18 protein-coding genes are annotated in these 15,930 nt (G+C 41.3%); 2 read left to right on the forward strand and 16 right to left on the reverse strand.

Features of this window, described 5'->3' with window-relative positions:
* Positions 1-174 precede the first annotated feature (174 nt).
* A complete protein-coding gene (gene mscL, locus NOL38_RS03905) occupies positions 175-540 on the forward strand; it encodes a large conductance mechanosensitive channel protein MscL (protein WP_015647050.1) in 366 nt (121 codons plus the stop codon).
* Positions 541-627: 87 nt separating this feature from the next.
* On the opposite strand, the gene galE is transcribed toward mscL, so the two are convergent.
* From galE to hemW, 7 genes are all read right to left on the reverse strand, one after another.
* Positions 628-1,641, reverse strand: a complete 1,014-nt coding sequence (gene galE, locus NOL38_RS03910; protein WP_277941420.1) for a UDP-glucose 4-epimerase GalE — start codon at positions 1,639-1,641, stop codon at positions 628-630.
* 103 nt (positions 1,642-1,744) lie between these two features.
* Entirely contained in the window at positions 1,745-1,921 is a 177-nt protein-coding gene (gene rpsU, locus NOL38_RS03915; protein ID WP_000048054.1) for a 30S ribosomal protein S21, read from the reverse strand.
* Positions 1,922-2,018: 97 nt separating this feature from the next.
* Positions 2,019-2,648: a TIGR01906 family membrane protein gene (locus tag NOL38_RS03920; RefSeq protein ID WP_277941421.1), complete on the reverse strand. Its 630-nt coding sequence runs from the start codon at positions 2,646-2,648 to the stop codon at positions 2,019-2,021.
* Entirely contained in the window at positions 2,638-3,411 is a 774-nt protein-coding gene (locus NOL38_RS03925) for a TIGR01457 family HAD-type hydrolase (RefSeq protein WP_015647053.1), read from the reverse strand. Before NOL38_RS03925 ends, NOL38_RS03920 begins: the two co-directional genes overlap by 11 nt.
* A gap of 9 nt (positions 3,412-3,420) precedes the next feature.
* Positions 3,421-4,038, reverse strand: coding sequence for an NUDIX hydrolase N-terminal domain-containing protein (locus NOL38_RS03930; protein WP_277941422.1), 618 nt, complete (start codon positions 4,036-4,038; stop codon positions 3,421-3,423).
* Positions 4,025-4,765, reverse strand: coding sequence for an acyl-ACP thioesterase domain-containing protein (locus NOL38_RS03935; protein ID WP_277941423.1), 741 nt, complete (start codon positions 4,763-4,765; stop codon positions 4,025-4,027). The genes NOL38_RS03930 and NOL38_RS03935 overlap by 14 nt, the downstream gene beginning before the upstream one ends.
* 124 nt (positions 4,766-4,889) lie before the next feature.
* The gene (hemW, locus tag NOL38_RS03940; RefSeq protein ID WP_277941424.1) at positions 4,890-6,017 is read right to left on the reverse strand and encodes a radical SAM family heme chaperone HemW; all 1,128 of its coding nucleotides are present in this window, start codon (positions 6,015-6,017) and stop codon (positions 4,890-4,892) included.
* Positions 6,018-6,129: 112 nt separating this feature from the next.
* On the opposite strand from hemW, the gene NOL38_RS03945 reads away from it, so the two are divergent.
* Positions 6,130-6,708 carry a VanZ family protein gene (locus NOL38_RS03945; RefSeq protein WP_277941425.1) on the forward strand — a complete coding sequence of 193 codons (579 nt, stop codon included), beginning with the start codon at positions 6,130-6,132 and terminating at the stop codon, positions 6,706-6,708.
* Positions 6,709-6,842: 134 nt separating this feature from the next.
* Here NOL38_RS03945 and NOL38_RS03950 read toward each other — a convergent pair whose 3' ends face one another.
* The 9 genes from NOL38_RS03950 to NOL38_RS03990 all read right to left on the reverse strand — a co-directional run bounded on the left by NOL38_RS03950 (position 6,843) and on the right by NOL38_RS03990 (position 15,929).
* Positions 6,843-9,110 (reverse strand): glycogen/starch/alpha-glucan phosphorylase, encoded by a 2,268-nt coding sequence (locus NOL38_RS03950; RefSeq protein WP_277941426.1) that lies wholly within the window; start codon positions 9,108-9,110, stop codon positions 6,843-6,845.
* A gap of 175 nt (positions 9,111-9,285) precedes the next feature.
* A complete protein-coding gene (gene deoD, locus NOL38_RS03955; RefSeq protein ID WP_014638302.1) occupies positions 9,286-9,999 on the reverse strand; it encodes a purine-nucleoside phosphorylase in 714 nt (237 codons plus the stop codon).
* Between the two features lie 32 nt (positions 10,000-10,031).
* Positions 10,032-10,841 (reverse strand): purine-nucleoside phosphorylase, encoded by an 810-nt coding sequence (locus tag NOL38_RS03960; RefSeq protein WP_277941427.1) that lies wholly within the window; start codon positions 10,839-10,841, stop codon positions 10,032-10,034.
* Positions 10,842-10,936: 95 nt separating this feature from the next.
* Positions 10,937-11,341 (reverse strand): arsenate reductase (glutaredoxin), encoded by a 405-nt coding sequence (gene arsC / locus NOL38_RS03965; RefSeq protein ID WP_277941428.1) that lies wholly within the window; start codon positions 11,339-11,341, stop codon positions 10,937-10,939.
* Positions 11,342-11,352: 11 nt separating this feature from the next.
* Positions 11,353-11,709, reverse strand: a complete 357-nt coding sequence (locus tag NOL38_RS03970; RefSeq protein ID WP_277941429.1) for an arsenate reductase family protein — start codon at positions 11,707-11,709, stop codon at positions 11,353-11,355.
* The gene (locus NOL38_RS03975) at positions 11,709-12,920 is read right to left on the reverse strand and encodes a phosphopentomutase (protein WP_277941430.1); all 1,212 of its coding nucleotides are present in this window, start codon (positions 12,918-12,920) and stop codon (positions 11,709-11,711) included. The genes NOL38_RS03970 and NOL38_RS03975 overlap by 1 nt, the downstream gene beginning before the upstream one ends.
* A 327-nt stretch (positions 12,921-13,247) precedes the next feature.
* Entirely contained in the window at positions 13,248-13,922 is a 675-nt protein-coding gene (rpiA, locus tag NOL38_RS03980) for a ribose-5-phosphate isomerase RpiA (RefSeq protein WP_136581232.1), read from the reverse strand.
* Between the two features lie 119 nt (positions 13,923-14,041).
* Positions 14,042-15,364 (reverse strand): nucleotide-binding domain-containing protein, encoded by a 1,323-nt coding sequence (locus tag NOL38_RS03985; RefSeq protein WP_105124112.1) that lies wholly within the window; start codon positions 15,362-15,364, stop codon positions 14,042-14,044.
* 1 nt (position 15,365) lies between these two features.
* A complete protein-coding gene (locus NOL38_RS03990) occupies positions 15,366-15,929 on the reverse strand; it encodes an SLATT domain-containing protein (protein WP_053866983.1) in 564 nt (187 codons plus the stop codon).
* Between the last annotated feature and the right edge of the window lies 1 nt (position 15,930).

The raw sequence follows: 15,930 nt of genomic DNA on the forward strand, positions 1-15,930 counted from the left end.
CCTCATATCATACTAGCTAATTTAAAAAGTGAACACTCTTCCCTTAGTTTAACATACTCTATTGTATACTAAATACGGGAAAATGTAAAATTTCTAAAACAAATTGCTTGTAAAATATTTTTTTATGGGTATAATAGATAAAGTAAAATATTTATGAAAGGACATATTTAGGATATGTTGAAAGAATTGAAAAATTTCTTGTTCCGCGGGAACATTGTTGACCTTGCTGTAGCGGTTGTAATTGGTGGTGCGTTTGGCGCTATCATCACTTCTTTCGTTGATGACATCATCACTCCGTTGATCTTAAACCCTGCTTTGAAAGCTGCAAACGTTCAAAACATCGCTGATCTTGCTTGGAACGGTGTTAAATACGGTAGCTTCTTGAGCGCTGTTATCAACTTCTTGATTATCGGAACTTCAATGTTCTTCGTTGTTAAAGCAGCTGAGAAAGCAATGCCTAAGAAGGTTGAAGAGGAAGCTCCAGCTGGACCAACTCAAGAAGAATTGCTTGCAGAAATCCGCGACTTGTTGAAAAAATAATCAATAAGATAGTGAAACAGGCCCTGTGCCTGTTTTTCTTTTGCACTATGACAAAAAGAAGATGTGAGCCAATACTCACATCTTTTCTTATCCTTCGTATCCATTTGGATTTTTCGATTGCCAGTTCCACGTATCACGACACATGTCTTCAATTGTTTTTTCTGTTTTCCAGTTGAGTTCAGCCAGAGCTTTGTCTGCATTCGCATAGCAGGTCGCTACATCACCCGGACGACGGTCAACGATTTTATAAGGTACCGGTACACCATTCACTTTTTCAAAAGCCTGAACCAGTTCTAAAACACTGGTTCCTTGACCAGAACCAAGGTTATAGGTATGGACACCTGCTGTCGTTAAGATTTTTTCCAACGCCTTGATGTGACCAAGAGCCAAGTCAATGACGTGGATATAGTCACGAACACCTGTTCCATCCACTGTATCATAATCGTAACCAAAAACGCTGAGCTCCTCACGTTTACCAACTGCTACCTGTGCAATAAACGGCATCAAATTATTAGGAATACCAGCTGGATCTTCCCCAATCAAGCCAGATTCATGGGCACCGATTGGATTGAAATAACGGAGCAATGCAATACTCCACTCCTTATCTGCTACTTCCACATCACGCAAGATTTGTTCCAACATAACTTTGGTATAGCCGTACGGATTGGTTGCGCTAGTTGGCATAGTTTCAACCAAAGGCGATGGATTATTGAGGCCATAAACAGTCGCACTTGAGGAGAAGACAATTTTCTTAACACTAAATTCTGCCATGACTTCTACCAAAGCTAGGGTTGACATGATATTGTTTTCATAGTACATAATTGGCTTAGCCACTGATTCTCCTACTGCCTTGTAGCCAGCAAAGTGAATGGCTGCCTCAATGTTTTCATTTTCAAAAACTTGGCGCAAGGCTTCCTTATCTGCCACGTCCAACTCATAGAAAGTTGGGCGCTTGCCAGTGATGGTTTCAATGCGATCTAAAACCAAAATACTTGAGTTTGAAAGATTATCTACGATAACCACTTCTTTCCCCAACTTCAACAATTCGACAACCGTATGACTACCAATATAACCTGCACCACCTGTAACTAAGATACTCATCTCTTTACTCCTTTTCACCTAGACAAAATTCTATATCCCTATTATATGTTACCTGTTGTAAAAAGTAAACAAAAAACAGCCTTTCGGCCGTTTTCAAATTCAATTAGAATTTTTTACGCTTGCGAGCTGCTTCTGATTTACGTTTACGTTTTACAGATGGTTTTTCGTAGAATTCGCGTTTGCGTGTTTCTTGAAGAGTACCAGCTTTAGTAACCGCACGTTTGAAACGACGAAGAGCATCATCAAGTGATTCGTTCTTGCGTACTACTGTTTTTGACATTTTTTTCACTCCCCTCAATTTCAAAGTCTTTATCATTTTACTATTATTCAACTCATTTGTCAATATTTTTTCATTCTAAAATATGAATTTTACGCTCTTATCCTATCCTATTCTTTTTTCCTGTCCACGCCAGTATTGTCCCAAAGAACAATTCGTAAAGGACAAAAAATAATACAAAGCAATGCAAGAAAAATTCTTGTGGCAAAATATATATGACAGGATCCTTTGCAGGGTCAAATAGCCATGTAGAATCCCCTGGAAATAGCACCGTATGAAATAATACAAAAAACTGATCAAAGCCAACAAGAACACCTAATAAACCGATTATCATTGGCGTAAGCATGGTCCAGAAAATGACCTTTTTAACCAAGTCTCCATAACCTTTTAGCAGAATGTTTTTTACAAAAAGCACAAAGGCAGGGAGGGTGAGGATAAAAATCCCCTGAGTTAGATGGAATAAATGTTTCACATCCGCAAAATGTTTGAGCCCATCTTCCGAAGAAGAAAAATTTGGCATGTCTAAAACACTTGCAAAAGGATTGGTCAGATAGTTCATCAGGATATTGAAATTGTAGGAAATATCTGCCGCTTTCATGTAGACCACTTTTTCCAACCCCAAAAAAGAAATCTCAAGCGGATAAACTAGCCAAGCTAGGTAGATGGTTCCTAGAACTGCTGCCGACAAGACAAATAAAATCGTTCCGATAATCTGTAACTTAGTTCTCATCAAAACTCCATTCATCTAGGCTGTTGAGGACATGGGTTGGAGCAAGGGGCAAGTCTGCTACTTCTTCTGGCTTGGTAAATCCAGTCAGGACTAAAAGAGTTGGAAATCCATTGTCAATCCCTGCGCGAATATCCGTCAGGTAGTTATCTCCCACCATAACCGTTTGGCTGCGTTCTGTGCCTAAAATCTCCAGAGCCTTGTCCATGATAATGGCTTCAGGCTTACCGATAAAGGTCGGCTCTACTCGGGTAGCAGCTTTCAAAAGTGCAATAAGTGAGCCTGCTCCTGGCAAGTGACCTCTTTCAGTCGGAATATTCAAATCAGGATTGGTACCGATAAAGGTCGCTCCCTTTTGAATAGCCAAGGTGGCAATGGTCAGTTTTTCATAGGTCAACTGAGTATCCAAACCGACAACAACATAGGCTGGATTTTCCGTGTCTTCCACATAACCTGCCTCAAAAATGGCAGACTTGAGCCCGTCTTCTCCAATGACATAGACTGTCTTTTCCTTGCCCAAGTCATTCATGTAATCTACTGTCGCCAAACTGGCTGTATAGATGGTTTCAAGCGGCGTCTCAATGTTAAAGTTTTCAGCCAACATAGCCTGCACCATCTCAGGACGGCGGGTGGTATTGTTGGTCACAAATAAATAGGGAATCTGACGTTCTTGCAAGCGATGAATAAAACGTTCACCAGCAGGAATCCGCTTTTTCCCTTCATAAATTGTACCATCCAAATCAATCAAATAACCTGTATATGTCATTTTTCCTCCTTAATCAAATCGTGTTTCCCAATGCTCAGACTGACTAGCTTCCAAGCAAAGCGCTAATTGTTCTGGTGTATTTTTCCCAAGGTAGAGTGGTGGTAAGTCAGCCAGACTGAAAAAGCCACTGGCAACTGTTTCCGAATTGGGCTGAAACTCCCCGCCAAGGAGACGACATAAAATGAAGACCTTGGTCACGCGGTGGGCTGACTTGGCAGGATTGTTCTTGTGCTTGTCCAAAATCGCAACGACTCGCAGAGCCTCCACATCCAAACCCGCTTCTTCCTTGACCTCTTTCACCACATTGTCCTTGACGGACTGGTCCACATCGCACCAACCACCTGGTAAGGACCAGAGCCCATCATTTTCCTGGACCAGTAGGATTTTATCCTCTTGGAAAATGGCTGCGCGTGTATCCAGTTTTGGAGTTTGATAACCTGTTTCATTGCAAAACAAGTCTTTCACCACTTCCAAGGGCTGTCCAGACGGCTCCACCAACATTTCCGCCGCAATCTGTCTGATTTCTTCGAAACGCTCCATGTCAAAAACATCTTTTCCATAGGCCAAACCTGTCTGAGCCAAGGCTTGTAAACGTACGGCCCATTCCAACCACTTATCCTGCGACATGACGTTCCCTCCATTCTATAACAGCTTGCGCATTGATATGCCCATCTACCACGATTTCATGCTGGCTGACACCAGCTACTACCACCATGCGTGAACTCACCAAGCTAGTCGCCTCTACTTCCTTGAGATACTTGAGTTGGATTTTTTTAGGGACATGGCAGAGCAGAAAATCATAGCCCAGTGCTTCATACATCCATTCCAGATACTTGCCATTATTGACATGACCATTCATATCTAAATCAAAATAGCGAACAGGGAATTCTTGGACAGATGGATTTTCCAAGAGCTGATACTTGGGAGCTCGAGGCAATTTCTTGACCTGCTCAGACTGATAAGGAGCAATCAAATCTTCTGGCACAGGCGCCACCTTGCGAGTTTCAAAATCAATCAGGACAAAATAGCAGAGAATATCTAGCAAGAGATTGCCTGCTGCATCGTAGATGTAGAACATCCGATGGCAGAAAAACTTGTTGTAGGCAACCGCTTCTGTTTTTATAACAATATTTTCATTGTACTTAGGTAAACGTTGAATGGTCAGCTCATAGTCTGTCACCACCCAAATCAAGCCAAATTCCTGAAAAACATAGAGGTCACTCCGACCCAATTCTTCCGACTGCCGACCTGACACACCAAGACAATAGGCAATAAAGTCAGGTAGTTTGATTTCTTGTTTGACATCCACCATATCAAAGGGAATGGTAAAATTTTCTTGGTAGGTTAAGCCCATAATGTTGATCTTTCTAGTCTTAAAGTATAGTCTTTCAGTTTGTTTTTAGTACTAGGCAACAAGCTGCAGACAGTACTGAAGTACGGCAAAGCGAGTTAACGAAGTAATAAAACAAACTGAATGACTATATGAAACGCTCTGCAACTGTATCGCCCAGAAACAATCCCTTTTTAGTCATCCGAAGCCAACGGTCTTCTTCTTGCAAGAGACCTTCATTTTTTAAATCTCTGACCACCTGACCGTAGCGGTCTTCAAAGGAAATACCAAACTTTTCCTCGAATCGCTCAATGGACACGCCAGTTCTTTTCCGTAGGCCTAAAAACATCTCTTCTTCCATTTGCTCGGTCTTGCTGAGAAACTCTTCGTGCAGGCGGGAATGGCCTTTTTCGCGGATGGATTTGAGGTAGTGCTGAATGGGACCGCGGTTGCGATAGCGCATGCCGTCGATGTAGCCTGAAGCCCCTGCACCCAATCCGTAATACTCGGAGTTGTCCCAGTACATGAGATTGTGGCGGCTTTCAAAGCCGGGCTTGGTGAAGTTGGAGATTTCGTAGTGCTCAAAGCCGTTTTTCTCCAGCTCCTGAAGAATGTAGTCGAACATATCGGACTCCACATCTTCGTTGGGTAGATGAAGATTTCCACGACGCTGGCGGTTCATGAAGACCGTATGGTTCTCCAAAATCAAGCTATAGAGGCTCATGTGGGGAATGTCCAGCTCCAAGGCCTTGGCGACATTGTCCACCACCTGTTCCATAGTCTGACCAGGCAGGGCATAAATCAGGTCGATGGAAATGTTGTAAAATCCTGCTTCCTTGAGGGCAGCAATGGTCTCATAAATCTGGGCCTGATTGTGGCTACGACCAATTTTTTTCAACATACGGTCGTCAAAGGTCTGAACGCCCAGCGATACCCGATTGCACTTGGACTTTTTCAGAACCGCAATCTTATCCGCCGTCAAGTCACCTGGATTGGCCTCGATAGTGAATTCTTCCACCTGTGACAAGTCCAGCAGGTCCTCCAGATTGGTCAGGAGATAATCTAGCTGGTCTGCCGAGAGAGCCGATGGTGTTCCACCTCCGATATAAAGTGTGCGGAGAGCTGGCAGGTCGTAATACTTGACCTCTTCCATGAGAGCTGCCAAATACTCGTCAACAGGCTGGTTCTTAATAAAGACCTTGGAAAAATCACAGTAGTAACAAATCTGGGTACAAAATGGAATGTGGATATAGGCAGATGTCGGTCGTTTTTTCATAAGAACTATTATAGCACACTGTCTATAAAAATATTTTTTACAGCCATCACTTCCCCCTCAAAACAATGATATAATATAGTAAACTTACAAAATTTACAAAAGGGATTAAATCATGAACAAAGAACGATTCTATGATGTCATCAACGCTATCTTATCATTCTTATTCTGTCGCTGGCTCTTTATGACCTTTCTCTTTTACCAGTTCTCGACCATCTTCATGATGATTGATTTTTGGCCGACACTTGCCGCAATCCTGTTAATGACCGGATTTTGCTTTACCCTATTTCGACTTGTCTATAAACCCCACATTTCGCGACTGACACTTTGGTTTTTCTACGCTTGCTACGGGCTTCTGCTAGTCTATCTTCTCTTTTTCAAAAGCATAGGCGTCAGAGGTGTCAACTGGAATCTCCTTAGCACCTTCTCTCAAGACCTATTTCTCAATCCTACTATATTGGTTTTTAACCTCTTACTCTTTTTACCACTTGGGTTGCTTTTTTCATTTTCTTGGAAAAAACTTTCTCTCTTTGTAGGGGTCATATTGCTAGTCGAAGCTTGTCAATTCTTCTTTTCACTGGGCTTCTTTGACCTTGGTGACATCTTGCTTAACACCTCTGGTTTTGCCCTTGGAAATCTTTGGGGACAATCCGCAATGGCTCAATCTTTCAAAAATAGAATACAGAAAAAATGACCCCGAAAGGTCATTTTTAGTTTATTTATACTCAATGAAAATCAAAAGTAGCCTAGGAAACGAAGCCGACGATAGAACTGAAATTCATCTAGGCTCTTGATAACGGATAATTTTGATTTTCGAAGAGTATTAGCTTACTTAACTTCCAAATGCCAGATGTCTTCGTTGTACTGTTGGATAGTACGGTCAGATGAGAAGAAACCTGCTTTAGCGATGTTGACGATGACTTTATCCAACCAGCTGTCGCGATCTTCGTAGTCTGCTAACATCTGCTCTTTAGTCGAGATATAATCTTCCAAATCAAGCAAGGTCATGAAGTGGTCATTGTGCTTAAGGTTGTCCTGCAAACGCCAGAGACGCTCATCGATCCCACCAGCATGACGAATGGTATCTGATGTAATAAAGTCAATCAATGGACGAATGGCTTCACGTTCGTAGAAGGAATATGGATGGTAGGTCCCATTTGCATAGTGTTCGATAACTGTTTGGCTATCTTGACCAAAGATATAAATATTTTCATCACCTACCAACTCATGAATTTCCACATTGGCCCCATCATCTGTACCGATGGTCAGGGCACCATTGAGCATGAATTTCATGTTACCTGTACCAGAAGCTTCTTTGGATGCAAGGGAAATTTGCTCTGAAATATCTGCCGCTGGAATAATATAACTTGCCTCGGTTACGTTATAGTTTTCAATCATAACGAGTTGCAAGTGTGGCGCCACATCAGGATCATTTTTAATCACCTGTGACAATACCAAAATCAAATGAATGATGTCCTGTGCGGTTGTGTAAGCAGGTGCAGCCTTTCCACCAAAGAAAACTGTTAATGGGCGGGTAGGGATGTTGCCTGCTTTAATATCCAGATACTTATGGATAACATAAAGAACATTCATCTGCTGACGCTTGTACTCGTGCATTCGCTTGATTTGTACATCAAAGATGGATTCTGGATTAACATGAACACCTTGTGTCTTGGCAATATGGCGCTGCAATTTGCGTTTATTATGCTGCTTTGTCTTTTCCAACCAAGATTTCAATTCCTTATCATTTTTGTAATCCAACAGCTTTTCGAGCTCACTTGCATCGTGATGGTAGCCATGTCCAAGTAGGCCGTCCAGGTAGCTTGCCAAACTTGGATTAGCATGCATGAGCCAGCGACGGAAGGTAATCCCATTTGTCTTATTATTGAATTTTTCAGGATATAGCTCATAGAAAGCTTTCAACTCTGAAGTTTTCAAAATCTCTGTATGAAGTGCCGCCACCCCATTGATGGAATAACCATAATGAATATCCATGTGTGCCATGTGAACACGGCCATGTTCATCGATGATATTAACGGCTGGGTCATTTTTTACCTCTTTTGCACGACGGTCCAATTCCTCGATAAATGGTACTAAGTGAGGAACCACACGATTCAAGAAGTCAAGTGGCCATTTTTCAAGGGCTTCAGACAAGATAGTGTGGTTGGTATAGGCAGTCATCTTCTTAACAATTTCAACTGCCTCATCAAACGAAATACCACGAAGCTCCAAAAGGCGAATCAATTCTGGAATAACAAGTGATGGGTGAGTATCGTTGATTTGAACAACAGCATAATCAGGTAGATCATGTAAGTTTGACCCCTTAGCAACTGCTTCGTCAATCAATAGTTGCGCAGCGTTAGACACCATGAAATATTGCTGGAAGATGCGGAGAACTTTTCCTTCATCGGTCGAATCATCTGGATAGAGGAAGAGGGTCAAGTTTCGGAAAATATCTTCCTTATCAAATTCTATTCCGTCATAAATGATATTGTCATCAACTGAACCAAGGTCAAACAAGCGAAGACGATTCTTGCGTTCCATTTTATAACCAGGTACATCGATGTCATACAACTTAGATGTCAAGGTAAAGTTAGCAAATGGCACCTGATAAGAAATCGGTGACTCTGTTAACCATGAACGTGGTGTAATCCACTCGTTTGGCACAGCAGACTGCTGATGGTATTCGAATAATTGTCTAAACAGTCCAAAGTGATAATTCAAGCCGACCCCATCACCGTTAAGACCTAGACTAGCAATTGAATCAAGGAAGCAGGCAGCCAAGCGCCCCAAACCTCCATTACCAAGAGACGGTTCAAGCTCCATGTCTTCAATAGCAATCAAATCCTTACCAGCCGCCACCAACTGGCTTTTAACCTCATCATAAAGACCAAGGTTGATTAAATTATTAGACAAGAGCTTACCAATTAAGAACTCTGCTGAAATATAGTAGACCTTTTTCTTTTGGCCATTTGTATACTTAGCTTCACTCTGCTGTTTTGTAAAAGCAAGCAAGGCGTAATAGAGTTCTTGGTCTGTACAATCTTCAATGCGTTTAGCATACATAGACTGAACAAAATTTTGTAAATTAATCATGAGGGCTCTCCTAAATATATTAATGTAATCATTCAGAAAGGTTTCATTTTACCTTTGTAAACGTTTTCTTAATTATACCCTATTTATAAAAAAAAGACAAGCCAACTTCCGTACAAATAGAAATTGGTTCGTCTTTTAAACGATTGCAGGTTACTACAATCAGAATTATTCTTAATTATTCTGCAATCAGAGTTTCCAAACCAACTTTCATCATATCCGTGAAAGTATTTTGACGCTCTTCTGCTGTGGTATCTTCCTCTGGATTAACCAAGCTATCTGAAATCGTCATAATGGCAAGCGTTTGAACGCCAAACTTAGCACCTAGGTAATAAAGTGCAGCTGCTTCCATTTCTACAGCCTTGACACCTAGTTGACCTAATTCTAAGTTGCGACTAAACAATTTTGGAGAATAGAAACTATCTGACGATAAAACATTGCCAACATGCGTTGTCATGTTGAGTTCTTTGGCGATATGATAAGCCTTATCTAAAAGATCAAAATCAGCGATTTGTGGCAAATCGTACTCTGGCCAGTCAATATTGATCATGCGAGAGTTGGTCGCAGCTGCCTGAGCCAGGACCAATTCGCGGACATGGACATCCTCGTTCAAAGAACCTGCTGTTCCCACACGAATCAGTTTTTTCACACCATATTCGTTAATCAATTCATGGGCGTAGATAGAAATGGAAGGCATTCCCATACCTGTTCCCATGACAGAGACACGATGACCCTTGTAGGTACCTGTGTAGCCGAACATATTGCGGACTTCGTTGAAGCAAACTGCATCTTCAAGGAAGTTTTCAGCGATAAATTTAGCACGAAGCGGATCACCAGGAAGCAAAATCTTATCAGCGATTTCGCCTGGTTTTGCGGAAATATGGATTGACATGTAATGTACCTCTTTGTTCTATTTTCGAATGCTTACAACTCAGCCAAGATAGCTTTCACCAAGCCTTTGAAGTTGCCCTTGATTTGCTCGGTTACTTCTACAACTTCTTCGTGATTGAGTTCGGATTGGAAACCAGCGGCAAAGTTGGTGATAGCAGAAATACCCAAGACTTTCATTCCTGAGTGGGCTGCCACGATTACTTCTGGCACTGTTGACATACCGACTGCGTGGGCCCCCATGGTCTTGAAGGCCAAGATTTCAGCAGGAGTCTCGTAGGTAGGACCTGTCACACCGAGGTAGACACCATTGTCCAACTTGATACCCAATTTTTCCGCAACGGCATGGGCTTTTTCACGGTATTCTTTAGTGTAGGCATTTGACATATCTGGGAAACGTGGGCCAAACTCTTCCAAGTTTTCGCCAATCAATGGATTTTGGCCAGTCATGTTGATATGGTCTGTAATGGCCATAAGGGTACCTGGACCGTAGCCAATACCACCTGCGGCATTAGTAACAATCACGCCTTCACAACCAAGAGCTTTCATGACACGGACTGGGAAAGTCACAACTTCCATCGGATTTCCTTCGTAGAAGTGGAATCGACCTTGAAGAGCCAAAACCTTGCGACCTGCCAAATCACCATAAACCAACTTACCAGCATGACCAACAACTGTTGATTTACCCCAGTTTGGAATGTCTGCATAGTCGATGACAATGGCATTTTCAACTTCTTGGGCCAATTCACCCAAGCCAGAACCCAAAATCAAACCGAATTCAGGTTTTACCAAACCTTTTTCTTCCAAGAACGTTTTTGTTTCATAAATTTTTTCTAATAGTGACATAATATACAATCGTAGGGATCATAATCCCATTCAGTTGGCTACACCAACCAAATATTCCTTTCTATGAATGTTTGCTAAGGAGAGAGCTGTCACTCTTATCGAGGAGGGACGACTTCTCCATCTTCCTTGATAAATACTGTAGTCATCGGCGGAAGTAAATCCAAGACGACTTCTGACGGACGGCACAATTTCACACCTTTGGAGCTCACAACAATCGGTCGATTGATAAGGATTGGTTCTGTAACCATCGCTGATAAAATGTCATACTCATCAGCTTTATCCCAATCAATTCCCATATTTTTATAAGGAGGAACATTGGTCCGAAGCAGTTCTTTTGCTGTCAATCCCATTTCCGCCAGCAACCCTACCAGCTTTTCCTTACTAGGGGGTGTCTCTAAGTAAAGAATTACTTCGGGCTCAATCCCAATATGGCGAATGAGAGCCAGAGTGTTGCGAGAAGTGCCACATTCTGGATTGTGGTAAATGGTTACTTTGTCCATAGCTCCCTTTCTTATAAGTAATCCGACCAGTCATATTCTGGCATTTTTTCTTTAATGATTTCAAGCGGACGACAAAGGAAGGCTGTCTGCTCTCGCTCAATAATGGGACGGTTGAGAAGAGCTGGCTCTTTAACTAAACGCTCAAAGAGTTCTTCTTCTGACAAACCCGTTCGTTCCTCTTCCGTCAACCGAATGACTGCTGAAGGCTGACTTCCCATTTTTTTCAAAAGAGCTGTCAATTCAGCTCCCCTTAATGGTGTTTCCAAATAATTAACCCACTTGACTTCCATATCCTGACTGGACAGCAATATTCTTAATTTTTTACACTTGCTACAGTCAGGATTGTAATAGACCGCTAGCTTCTCCATTAAACCAACTGTGATAAGAAGCTTTCGCCAATCATGGCTGTGTCCACTCCGAAGTTTTCCGCAACGGTTGCTGAAATGTCCGCAAAATGGCCTACTGGCAAGACACCGCTACCTTTGAAATCCTTGCTGTATGCTAAGAGTGGCACATATTCGCGTGTGTGATCTGTTCCAGCATAGGATGGATCATTGCCGTGGTCTGCAGTAATCAAGAGCAGGTCATCTTCACGCATATTGTCAATAATCTCTGGAATACGTGCATCAAACTCTTGCAAACAATCGCGGTAGCCTTCGATATTGCGACGGTGACCATACACAGCATCAAAGTCAACTAAGTTTGTGAAGGAGAAACCTTCCTCGAAGTCTGATAACTTCAGAGTATCAATCAACACATCGACACCGTGCATGTTGGACTTGGTGTGACCCATATCATTTGTAATACCTGAACCATTGAAAATATCACTGATTTTACCAACTGAGTAAGTTGGTACACCCGCATCTGCCAGTTTGTTGAGTACTGTTTCTTCAAACGGTGATACTGCATAGTCATGACGATTTGCAGTCCGTGAGAAATTGCCTGGCTCACCAACGTATGGACGGGCAATAATCCGACCAAGAAGAGCTGGGCGTTCAAGGGTAATGGAACGAGCGTATTCACAGATACGATACAACTCATCAAGTGGAATAATATCTTCGTGGGCTGCAATCTGAAGCACAGGGTCTGCGGAGGTATAGACGATTAACTCCCCAGTTTCCATTTGGCGAGGGCCAAAGTCATCAATGACAGCTGTACCTGAATACGGCTTGTTTGCTTCGCGGATGATTTTACGACCTGAGAATTCTTCGATTTTTGTCAAAATCTCTTCAGGGAAACCATCCCAGAATGTATCAAATGGCTCAGTAATATTGAGACCCATAATTTCCCAGTGTCCAGTCATGGTATCCTTGCCGAGCGATACTTCTTCCAACTTGGTCACATAACCTGTTGGATGGCTTTCAGCAGGAACTGTCGCAAGCACTGTATCTCGAGGGATATTTCCAAGACCAATCTTGGTCATATTAGGCACCTCAAGCCCAGCTTTTTCAGAAATGTGGCCGAGAGTGTCAGATTCTGTATCTGCTACACCCGCATTGAAAAATTTATCTGAGTCTGGTGCTGCGCCGATTCCGACAGAGTCCATAACTACCAAGTGAACACGTTTAAATTTAGGCATAATTGTCTCCTTTATTTGAATAGTCAGATTCAACCAAAATCAACATCCAACCAAGTTGCTAGACTGGAAATTATCATCACCACATCTAAACATTTTAATGGGGTGCAATACTTATACAGTCAAAGCTCTCGGCATCAAACTTCTTAACCATCAAAACTAGATACTGTTACTCGCTTCACTGCCTGCTGTTCAGCTATCGCTTTTTCAGTACCTATCATCTGACTGCTACGAGGTAAGGGGATAGATTTTTGAAGAGTCTAAACGTTCGTGTTTTCATTATACCATAAAAACGCCTCTCATTGTACCAAAATGAGAAGCGTTTTCAATTTATTTCTTTTCGATGATGTTCGGTCCTTCTGGTGTACCAACAATTACCTTGGAAATCAATCCAATAAAGAGACCGTGTTCTACAACACCGACGGTCCGATCCAATTCTTCCGCCAATGCATATGTGTCTTCTATTCTGCGCAAATCAAGGTCAATGATAAAGTTCCGCATATCCGTGATATGTTTTTCTCCATTACGCATACGAAAACTTGGACGATACCCTTTTTTCTCAAATAGTCGGAAAAGATTTTCCGCACCGTACTGTACAACTTCCACCGGCAACTTGAAGGCTCCTAGGGTTTGAACCACCTTAGACTCATCGACAATCCAGATGCAGTCCTTGCTATTGACTGCTACCACTTTCTCCATGAGAAGCGCTGCGCCACCGCCTTTAATCCCATTGAAGTCTCCATCAACCTCATCTGCTCCATCCACCGTCAAGTCCACATATTCGACTTCGTCTATATTTTTTAGGGGAATCCCAAGGGACGCAGCGTGCTCAGCCGTGGCATGAGAGGTCGTTACGCCTGTGATCTGTAGCCCTTCTTCTGCAACCCGGCGGCCAATCTCCTGCACGAAATAGTAGGCAGTCGAACCAGTTCCCAGCCCAACAATCATCCCGTCCGTCACAAACTCTGCCGCCTTAATCCCAACCTGCTCTTTTAGGTTTGTCATCTTTGTCTCCTTTGAAGTCATTCATGAAATAATTATACCACAGCTAAGACAACTGTCCAATTTTTAAAGTTGTTCGCTTTCTTTAACTCTTCTAGGATAAAGTTTAGCTCAATTCTAAGTTAAATACTATGTATTTTAGAATATGGATCAATCGGAACTTCAATCCTTCCTCTCGCAATAACTACTCCTTCATGAATAGCATAACACTCAACATAATGCATTCCTTTGAATTCTGTGTTTTCGTGCTTTTTGGTACCACCTTTAATTATTTGCCCTCGTTCACGACCTCGTTTAATCGCCTCGACACCAACATTCCTTACTTTCCAGAAAAATTCAACGCCACTTAAGGCGCTCGGAATACTCGTGTTTAGTATATAAAAATCTAAACTCTTTTTATCTTTCAGCTTAAAACCTCTACTAAGAATATTTCGCAAAGTATATTTTCGAAACCCTTTTTGTGTGACGTCGCAATCCAATTCCAGATTATATCGAATATGAATCGGGAACATATCTTCAATGAATTGCTCTTCGGGAGCTATCATATTAGATGCAGAAGAATCCGATTTGGCAAATTGATTTCCGAATATCTCTCTATAATCTTTAATTAGACTGGTTGAGTCTTTCAATAGATTATATGTCTTTTTAGCCTTAGTGATAAACTTACCGTTATCACTATTTTCTATCTGTTGATTACTACCTAATGCGAACCAGTAACTTCGCTCCTTGTCTTGCTCAGACAAAAACTTAAATAATTCTGGTATTAACTCCTCGTAGTCAGAGTATCTAATCAAGTTTATATTTTCATCTTCGAGATATTTTGAAACCATTGTATCAATGAGTAAACCTTTAAATACAAAGCCGTTTTTATTTTTCCATTTTCGTAATAGTCTACAAAAATTTATAAAATGCCCTTCAGTTTCATCCTTCAAGCGATTACATTCAGATATTTCAGGTGTTGGTTTTGTTAGCTTCCACGAACCACCATCATGCGTGTCTGGATGCTTAAAATCTCCATTATCTTGCTCAAAAGCTGGCACTAACTCAATTGTCCCAGCAGGAGAAGACGTAAAAGTAATAGAAACTACCTGTCCATCTCCTTTTATTTTAGTCGAAGGATAACTCAGAGCTATCTCATTTTTAACTTCTTGTAACAGCTTAGATTGCCCATTGCCAGAATGATTATTAAATTTATCGTAAACTTCTTGAGGTAGTTTAAAAATACAGTCGAAATCACTCGTCTTTGCAATAGCAGTTCCACGACCAACACTACCAACAATGTAACAGTTTTCACTCTCAATATCCTCAAAATCATCTTCAGGATAGTATTTTTTGTTAAGTTTTTTTGTAATTTTTTTTAATCGACCACACCACTTATCGAACTCCGATTCTTCAATAGGAAGCTCTTCTTCACAAAAATCTTTAAAATGTTCAGCTAAACTCAAACTACTCCTCCTCTAAAATATCTTTAAGCTTGTTAGGAATTAAGTACTTATAATCTTCCTCAAAATCATCATCTCTTCTTGATTTCAAGAATTTTCCAGCTTTATCAACAACTTTTTGTGGAGCATTAGCGAGCTCAGGCATTTTCATATTTCTAGTTTCAACTAATTTGTTGAATTCTTCTGCGACAGAATCTGAACTATCCGTGTTGTAGGTTAAAACATACAATAAATGCGTAGCTTTTTCTCTAAGTTCCCAGAGTATATTTGCGTCCCGTTTCGTTCTTTCGCTAGCTCCTTCAAAATCAAACTCTTTTTTTAGGGCAGTTAGAACAGTAACGCATATAGAAACAAATGCTGTCACAACTTTTGCCCAGTATTCATCACTCAATAAAATATAAATTAAACCCGATGAAACAATAGCAGAAAGAAGTAAATTTACCACACGAACCCATTTTGCATAACTTGCTAATATATCCGAATATGCAATTTGAATTTTATGAGTCCAAGAAACATTAACAATAAATTTCTTTACTTCCTCATGGAGTTGTCTCTGAAGTTTCGACATA

The organism is Streptococcus suis, from assembly GCF_029616525.1.
Classification (GTDB): domain Bacteria; phylum Bacillota; class Bacilli; order Lactobacillales; family Streptococcaceae; genus Streptococcus; species Streptococcus suis_AF.

Coding starts and splice junctions, on each gene's coding strand:
- mscL (WP_015647050.1), top strand. CDS start 175: ATGTTGAAAGAATTGAAAAATTTCTTGTTCCGCGGGAACATTGTTGAC.
- NOL38_RS03925 (WP_015647053.1), bottom strand. CDS start 3,411: ATGACATATACAGGTTATTTGATTGATTTGGATGGTACAATTTATGAA.
- NOL38_RS03970 (WP_277941429.1), bottom strand. CDS start 11,709: ATGGAGAAGCTAGCGGTCTATTACAATCCTGACTGTAGCAAGTGTAAA.
- rpiA (WP_136581232.1), bottom strand. CDS start 13,922: ATGACAAACCTAAAAGAGCAGGTTGGGATTAAGGCGGCAGAGTTTGTG.
- deoD (WP_014638302.1), bottom strand. CDS start 9,999: ATGTCAATCCATATTTCCGCAAAACCAGGCGAAATCGCTGATAAGATT.
- galE (WP_277941420.1), bottom strand. CDS start 1,641: ATGAGTATCTTAGTTACAGGTGGTGCAGGTTATATTGGTAGTCATACG.
- NOL38_RS03945 (WP_277941425.1), top strand. CDS start 6,130: ATGAACAAAGAACGATTCTATGATGTCATCAACGCTATCTTATCATTC.
- hemW (WP_277941424.1), bottom strand. CDS start 6,017: ATGAAAAAACGACCGACATCTGCCTATATCCACATTCCATTTTGTACC.
- NOL38_RS03990 (WP_053866983.1), bottom strand. CDS start 15,929: ATGTCGAAACTTCAGAGACAACTCCATGAGGAAGTAAAGAAATTTATT.
- arsC (WP_277941428.1), bottom strand. CDS start 11,341: ATGGACAAAGTAACCATTTACCACAATCCAGAATGTGGCACTTCTCGC.
- NOL38_RS03935 (WP_277941423.1), bottom strand. CDS start 4,765: ATGGGCTTAACCTACCAAGAAAATTTTACCATTCCCTTTGATATGGTG.
- NOL38_RS03975 (WP_277941430.1), bottom strand. CDS start 12,920: ATGCCTAAATTTAAACGTGTTCACTTGGTAGTTATGGACTCTGTCGGA.
- NOL38_RS03960 (WP_277941427.1), bottom strand. CDS start 10,841: ATGTCACTATTAGAAAAAATTTATGAAACAAAAACGTTCTTGGAAGAA.
- NOL38_RS03950 (WP_277941426.1), bottom strand. CDS start 9,110: ATGATTAATTTACAAAATTTTGTTCAGTCTATGTATGCTAAACGCATT.
- NOL38_RS03920 (WP_277941421.1), bottom strand. CDS start 2,648: ATGAGAACTAAGTTACAGATTATCGGAACGATTTTATTTGTCTTGTCG.
- rpsU (WP_000048054.1), bottom strand. CDS start 1,921: ATGTCAAAAACAGTAGTACGCAAGAACGAATCACTTGATGATGCTCTT.
- NOL38_RS03930 (WP_277941422.1), bottom strand. CDS start 4,038: ATGTCGCAGGATAAGTGGTTGGAATGGGCCGTACGTTTACAAGCCTTG.